The organism is Methylotuvimicrobium sp., from assembly GCF_050611805.1.
Lineage (GTDB): Bacteria > Pseudomonadota > Gammaproteobacteria > Methylococcales > Methylomonadaceae > Methylotuvimicrobium.
The window spans coordinates 106,368-113,222 of record NZ_JBNGHF010000010.1; the positions used below are offsets into that span (position 1 = coordinate 106,368).

7 protein-coding genes are annotated in these 6,855 nt (G+C 40.1%); all 7 read right to left on the bottom strand.

Annotated elements, in window-relative coordinates; all coding sequences use genetic code 11:
- Nucleotides 1-10: 10 nt before the first annotated feature.
- Complete coding sequence (locus ACRJJO_RS07255; RefSeq protein WP_431065197.1) at nucleotides 11-1,363, bottom strand: acyl-CoA reductase; 1,353 nt, start codon at nucleotides 1,361-1,363, stop codon at nucleotides 11-13.
- A 2-nt stretch (nucleotides 1,364-1,365) separates the two neighbouring features.
- Nucleotides 1,366-2,496 (bottom strand): hypothetical protein, encoded by a 1,131-nt coding sequence (locus tag ACRJJO_RS07260; protein WP_431065198.1) that lies wholly within the window; start codon nucleotides 2,494-2,496, stop codon nucleotides 1,366-1,368.
- Complete coding sequence (locus ACRJJO_RS07265) at nucleotides 2,496-3,644, bottom strand: iron-containing alcohol dehydrogenase (RefSeq protein WP_431065199.1); 1,149 nt, start codon at nucleotides 3,642-3,644, stop codon at nucleotides 2,496-2,498. Before ACRJJO_RS07265 ends, ACRJJO_RS07260 begins: the two co-directional genes overlap by 1 nt.
- Before the next feature lie 9 nt (nucleotides 3,645-3,653).
- Nucleotides 3,654-5,108, bottom strand: coding sequence for a class I adenylate-forming enzyme family protein (locus ACRJJO_RS07270; RefSeq protein ID WP_431065200.1), 1,455 nt, complete (start codon nucleotides 5,106-5,108; stop codon nucleotides 3,654-3,656).
- A 7-nt stretch (nucleotides 5,109-5,115) separates the two neighbouring features.
- Nucleotides 5,116-5,346, bottom strand: a complete 231-nt coding sequence (locus ACRJJO_RS07275; RefSeq protein WP_431065201.1) for a hypothetical protein — start codon at nucleotides 5,344-5,346, stop codon at nucleotides 5,116-5,118.
- Between the two features lie 26 nt (nucleotides 5,347-5,372).
- Nucleotides 5,373-6,257 (bottom strand): sulfotransferase family protein, encoded by an 885-nt coding sequence (locus tag ACRJJO_RS07280; RefSeq protein WP_431065202.1) that lies wholly within the window; start codon nucleotides 6,255-6,257, stop codon nucleotides 5,373-5,375.
- Between the two features lie 233 nt (nucleotides 6,258-6,490).
- Nucleotides 6,491-6,855, bottom strand: a 365-nt coding sequence (locus ACRJJO_RS07285; RefSeq protein ID WP_431065203.1) for a transposase, incomplete at its 5' end; no start/stop codon positions are given.

Below are 6,855 nucleotides of genomic sequence, written 5' to 3' on the forward strand. Positions count from 1 at the left end.
TTTTTTGTTATTATCGATTCGGATCAACAGTGGTCGAGACCCATCTGACCATACGAGAAACCGGAAACATGCCATCCCATGGTGATGCATATAAACTCATGCCCCCAACAACAGGACAACGCTCGATACCCTTTTGAGTCAAGGCATCGGCAAGGCGAATATGCCGATCTTTGACTGCAAGTCCGGCTGTTTGTGTATTGATCGAACACAAAGACACTACATCGAAAATATCGTTGACTGGCCTAACAAATAAAGTTCTAAGATAACAAGGCGTCGCCAAACCCTTATCATCCCCACTGTATACCACGGTCCACCCCATACCATTGGAATAGTAAGCATCGCCACGCATATCATATTCAGCTCGTACACCCAATATATTCATGGTGTCTCCGGGTTGAACCTCGTGTAACGATCGGTTGGCCAATGCAAAATCCATTTCTTCGGCAACTATTCTGGTAAATTCGTTTGGTTTGATTAGCCCACCCTTTTCCACAAAAACGGTATGAGGAGAATTACAACCGCGCTGATCGAACGCCGAAACATCTTTTACAATATTTTTGGCCAACTGTCGGGCGGAAGCTTCATTACACAGGTATTCAATACCAACGACGATAAAAGAAACCTTGGGGCCAAAAATAATATCTTCCGTTCCGAATCGTCGCGGGAGGTTCATTATCGATTCAACCGCCTCCCGCCCGCCCCACGCGACTCGTACATCAGCAATTGTTGATAAATATCGTGCGGCCTCAATATCGTCCTTTTCTGAATAGATGACTGCCACGCTATTCGTTAGAATATCAGCACTTATTTTCTGCCCGGAACGGGAAATATAAGTAACGTCCTTAAAAGAATCCAGTAAAGCTGGCAACAGACCGGCATCATGACGCGAGGCTTTAACAATTGTCGCGTTTTTACCCAAAATGCCCTGAATCAATGAAATCATTCCCAAAACGGGGACATTTCCGGCTATCCAATGCACTATCAAACCGCGCGGTTGACAACGAAATAACCGGGTCTCATGTTGTTCCGACAATGAAATAAAGCGGTCCAAGGCAAAACGATTGCCATTTAAAGACAAATCACAAAGCGACTCGAGATTAGACCTACGCATCCAAAGCGGTATAAAACCTAAACTTAACTCCCTTATCAACGGAGCGAGCGGATGATTCGAACGAGACCAACTTTGGGCAACTGCATCACAAAGACCAATGATGTCATCAATCGACAATGCCGTTAAAGTTTCTTGGCTACGTTGAACTCGATCGACAATACTTTCTAAAGAGTTAACGCTAGGTGCGTCTGAAACATTGCTGTTGATTTCGATTTTTCGGGTGCCGTGATCAAATAAAACTCTGAACTCCATCGTTATGCCCCCTGATAAACGCGATCCGGAAGCGTGTCGCCGCATCCTCTTATTTCAGCATTCTTTGCTCTTCCTATGATTTCGAAGCCCGTACCACACCAGCCATTCGAGGAAGGTTGCCTAGTTAGGATGCGCCCCATGTCATCAGTCAATACAGCGATTCCTGGATAACTATGCGGAAGCGGAGAAATAAACTCTAATAAGCCTATTTTCCCGTCCGGTACAACCTCTAAAGATACTGGATCGCGAACCAAAACCTCGGCATAAACCGGCGCACGCTTAATACCTTCCGGATCGTCGGGGTAAATGACACCTAATTGTTCGGTAAACCCGTAAATATCGTAAATTTTATCTCGTTGCAAGCCGAGAACTTCAGTTGCAGTTTGATTCAATTTCGATTTACCGACTTTCAGATTTTCGAGCTTTTTCCAGCCACCAAAATGTATAAGACTCGCCGATTCGGGCAATGAAAAAACTGTCCCAGCCGAAGCCAATGTTTTAAGGACGTGTTGATACAGAACAAAGGTATAACCGAGCAAACAAAAGCTTTCATTATTGACATTGAGCTCATTGATTGCTTCTATCAATGCCTTAATATCCAACTCTGGAATGCCATGTTCATTATACTTAAGAACATAGTAAATTCGGCTAGCAGCCATTAGATAACCACGTAGCCCGGCAATCCTAGCGGAAAGCTCCGCCGAGATTTTTTGTTCGCTCGATGGTTTCGCATCGAGCACTATGAAAGGACGCCGCCGCTCACCAATTAAATACTTTAATGAAGTCGCAAGCACTCTCATTTGCCGGTCGCGGGTAACACGATCCAATGAAACCTGGCTAGGTGTTTGCGAAGTAGTCGCACTGGATTTTAGAACTTTTAAGATGCTTCCTTCATCGCTCGATTGTAAAACCAAACGTTTGAAGATATTGACCGGCAAAAAAGGAATATCTGTAAGACTATAATGATCACTTTTGGGATCGAATCGTTTTTTATCACACCAGCGTCGATATGGATTGCAACGATCATAGTGACTGGACAAAGCCTCAAAAACGGCTGGAAAAAAAATGCGGTTTTTTTGATCCTGTGGCGTGACAAAAGGATGACAAGTAATTAAAGCATCGAACTTTTCCATTATGCTAAAGCCTCCAGCAATGAAATTACGTCATTGTCATGAAGTTTTTGCGGATTTGTCCGCATACAAACATCCTTCATGGCTTTCTCGGCGATATCTGAACACACCGAAAGATTCATGACTACCCTGCTTATATCGGAAAGGTTTTTTGGAAGGGATAGAATTGCTATTAACTCTTGGATCGAAGCAAATAATTCATTCAAATCATAGCCGGAATCTTTAGCCAACGATAAAAAAGGCATATTATTTTTCTTTTTATTAAGACACATAGATGGAAAAAGGAATAACGCATTTCCTGCGCCATGACTTGAACCAATAATAGCCGTAGAGGCATGTGTCAATGCATGAGCTAATCCGGTGGATGCCGAACTCTGACATAACCCGGCGAGATAAGATGCGACCATCATATTTTCTCTTGCCGACAGATCATCCGGCTTGGAATAAACAATTGGCAAACTTTCTAAGATCAAGCGCAATGCAGATGCCGAATTTATCTGCACATAGCGCCCTGAAAGCCTGGAAACATAAGATTCCACCGCATGAGATAAAGCATCCATGCCAGTATGTGCGGTTAATACCGGCGGTAATTCGATAGTTAATCTCGGGTCGAGTATCACTATTTCAGGAATCCATTCAGGCGAGACATAAGGGAGTATCGAACCGTCTGTTTCATTCTTTAATACAGCTACTTGTGAAGCCTCTGCGCCCGAACCTGAGGTTGTCGGAATGGCGATCAATTTAGCTTTTTGTTTAAATGGTGGGATTTTTAAAGGCGGCGGACAAGAAAAATCAAGCTCCTCATGTTCATAATTTGCCCAAGCCAATTTAGTGACATCCATAACTCTTCCGCCACCTAGAGCAATAATCCATTTCGGTTTTACCGAACGCATTTGGTCCGCAACGACATGTACAAGAGAAATCGTAGGCTCCTCGGCTTCAAGTGTGACGCTTTCTGGAACATTGCCGCCTTTTTGTAACAAATCCATCGCACGATCAAAAAACCCAAGTGTATGCGACGATGATCCAGTCACTAACAATGCTTTCCCTATTGGCAATGTCTGAAGCCGCCGTAAAGTATCTATGCCACTTACAACCTCGATGGGACTTAAAGAGCGCTTCAGCATACTCAGCATCAAGCTATTGTCCATTTTTCCTTCCTACATTTCTTTCAATTTTTCACGGAGAATTTTGCCGGACTCCGTTTTGGGTATAGAACTAATTCGTTGAAATAATTTTGGAATTTTATATTCTTCCAATTTATCACGAAGTTGGTTAATGAAGTAGCGGTCATCTAGCACATCATCGGCAACATAAAAAAGTTTAACTTTCTGTCCAGTAATAGAGTCTGAAATACCGATGCAAGCACCATCCGTAATGACAGTATTAGCAATTACAACATCTTCAACTTCATTTGGAGATACCTTGAGTCCTCCGACATTAATAATGTCATTTTGCCTTCCATGCAAATAAATATATCCATCCTTATCTATTCTTCCAATGTCGCCGGTACGTAAACCATAATCGCAAAAGCTTTTCGAATCCAAATCCGGCCTATTCCAATACGATTTCATAGTCATTGCGCCGTTGATGACGATTTCGCCTACTTGATCGACATTCAAAGGAATACCATGATCGTCAATAATATTAATTTGCACATTGGGACTCGGACGACCAATTGAAATAGGTTTAAGCGCATCTGCATGTAATTCCCTAAAGCATGCCCGCGAAGCCTCGGTCAAACCATAATGATGGCAAATCCGCGTTTTCGGTAACAGGGCCATTAATTTCCGTCTAGTCTCATCACGTAGCGCAGCACTACCTATTTCTATATATTTCAAGTGATCTCTTGCATCGGCAAGTTTGTCTCGAGTCAAACCCAATATCAATTCAAAACCGGCCGGAACCAGTGCTAGACCGTCGGCTTTGAGATCCAAGATGCGTTTCAATAATAAAGCGGGATTTCTTAAACCGGGTTCCAACACGAGCGAATTTCCAACTACAGCCATACTTCTCAATCGTCCTAAGCCAAAAGAATGACTGAGGGGGATCGGCAGAATCTCTAAGTCTGATTGTTGATTTTGTATGAATGTGCTTATATTCAATGCGGCAGCAGCTATATTTAGATGTGTTAGTAATACACCTTTTTTAGAGGTTGTACCTGTTGTATACAAAATATCGGCATTATCTTTAAGATTCGAAAATATCTTAAACATAATCTTCGAAGAATCTGTACGAGTTAAAGTCTCTAATTCTTGTTGATTGATCTTTAAATTTTGTGTATTTTCGGTCAAGCCTAATTTTGGTTTGGAGTCATTAATAATAAAAGCCAGCTCTTCCTTTTTTAGACTAGAACTAACCGGCACTGCAACGGCTCCTATGGAATGAACAGCAAAGTAGGCAACGGCAAAACTATCATGGTTAGAACCCATGATCAGAATTCGATCACCTTTCTTTATATCGCTATCCAATAACCGCATTTGAGTTGCAGCAATACGCTGAACAAATTCGCCATATAAGACCTTGCGCCCTTCCGAAATAATCGCCAAATGATTCGGATACTCCAGTCCCAATTTAAATAGCGATTCAATAAGCGTTTTACTAGGCAAATGCATAATTAGGTTACTGTGATTTTGTAGCGACTAATTCTCGAATAGCTTTTACAGAATCCATGCTAATTATTTCATCCATATCCAGCGTCGAACCTATTAGGCTTTCAAGTTCCGACACAAGCATCATATGCCCCACGGAATCCCATCCTGGTACACCTTCAAATACCAAATCGTCGGTAACTTCAAAATCATCAGTGAGCTGAAATGCTGTTCGAAATGCTTGTTCCACAATGTCTGCCATAGAAAACCTCTTGATAACTGTTATTATTAATAATCGAATGCCTTGCCGCTTCCTAATTGGACTTTTTTTGTTTCAAATAAGGAATCAATAAAAGCATCATCATCACTAAAGAATTTTTTTGCTATATTTACATTTTCACTGATAGTTCTTTCATTATTGTTACTGCTAGGGACTGAGCTCTTATCAAGATAATTCCTTACTCTTCTGAGCGTATTACCTGGCACACAAAACTCCAATACTTTAGCTAAAGGCTCTCTGCTCAATAGATAAGAAATTAACCACATATTTTTTCTATTTGAGGAATTAATTTTTATATTTTCTATATTATCTATATTGAAATAACTTGGCACATTCAAGAATTTTTCCAATGCCTTTAAAACAGCCAAAGGATCTTTATTTAGTAAATCATAATGGTATATCAAAATCCTATCCTCAAAAGCATTCATATATTGCTGGATTGTTTTAGAGATAAAATTATTATCTAAATTAATTAAAAACTTTTTACCGATCGTAGGCTTGAACCAATGTTTTCTTATAAAATCATTAAAAGGCGGCATATTTAATTCCCGTGTGCCAAGCTGGGTATACCAGGAATGAATCCAGTCAGAAGGTTTTCTGACACACAATACTAACTTGATTTTAGGGCTCGCTTTATTTATTCGATCAATTGCATTAGCGTCTAAAAAATATACTGGACTTATATCAATTCCTAATTGATCGTTCTGTATATTTTTAAAATAACTTTCATACCAAGAAATTCCTTTATCATAATTACTGCAAAAAAAAGATAACTCCTTACGATGAGGGGTAAAGATATTAGGATGCTTTTGTAAGACGTAATATAAATAAGTTGTCCCTGTCCGTGGCATTCCACATATAATTACGATTTGATCTAAAATTTTTTTTGCCATAAAAACTATTTATATACTATATGTATTATTTACTTCTACAATTAATTGTAGATAATTAAAATAAAACAGATCAATTAATTTATATGTATTTATAGATAAGTACTCATCCAAAATTAACATGATATTTTGATTCTGTACCATAGTGCCGAAAAATCTCCTGAAGGGCATTTCGGAGACTCTGAAAATTGGTATAAGCGACCCAGGGTAGCCACTCGTATAGAGCCCGTGATTAATTAAGCTACATTCGAAGCGTATTTAGTATCTTCCAGTCTGAAAAAGGAGCTAATACGTTCTGCATTGTGCTTCAATGAATCCAATGCAAAAATAATCCGTTCTTTTAAATCAGCTTTATTTTTTATAGGTTGCTTCCCCAAACGGTTATTTTTAATTTCATTCCAAACTTGTTCATCCGGGTTGAATTCAGGTGCGCGTTTGGGCAAGAAATAAACCCTTAATTGAGTCCTATGCTCATTGACATATTGGCGAACCGGTTTGGAGTGGTGGAATGTGGCGTGATCCACAAAAAGGATTAAAGGACGTTGACGGTTTGTAATCAATTCTTCGAGAAACTCAATATAGCGTTCCCCGTTAATGGTGC

Excerpts from the sequence above, each read along its gene's own strand:
- ACRJJO_RS07255 (WP_431065197.1), bottom strand. The coding sequence starts at position 1,363 with ATGGAGTTCAGAGTTTTATTTGATCACGGCACCCGAAAAATCGAAATC.
- ACRJJO_RS07260 (WP_431065198.1), bottom strand. The coding sequence starts at position 2,496 with ATGGAAAAGTTCGATGCTTTAATTACTTGTCATCCTTTTGTCACGCCA.
- ACRJJO_RS07265 (WP_431065199.1), bottom strand. The coding sequence starts at position 3,644 with ATGGACAATAGCTTGATGCTGAGTATGCTGAAGCGCTCTTTAAGTCCC.
- ACRJJO_RS07270 (WP_431065200.1), bottom strand. The coding sequence starts at position 5,108 with ATGCATTTGCCTAGTAAAACGCTTATTGAATCGCTATTTAAATTGGGA.
- ACRJJO_RS07275 (WP_431065201.1), bottom strand. The coding sequence starts at position 5,346 with ATGGCAGACATTGTGGAACAAGCATTTCGAACAGCATTTCAGCTCACT.
- ACRJJO_RS07280 (WP_431065202.1), bottom strand. The coding sequence starts at position 6,257 with ATGGCAAAAAAAATTTTAGATCAAATCGTAATTATATGTGGAATGCCA.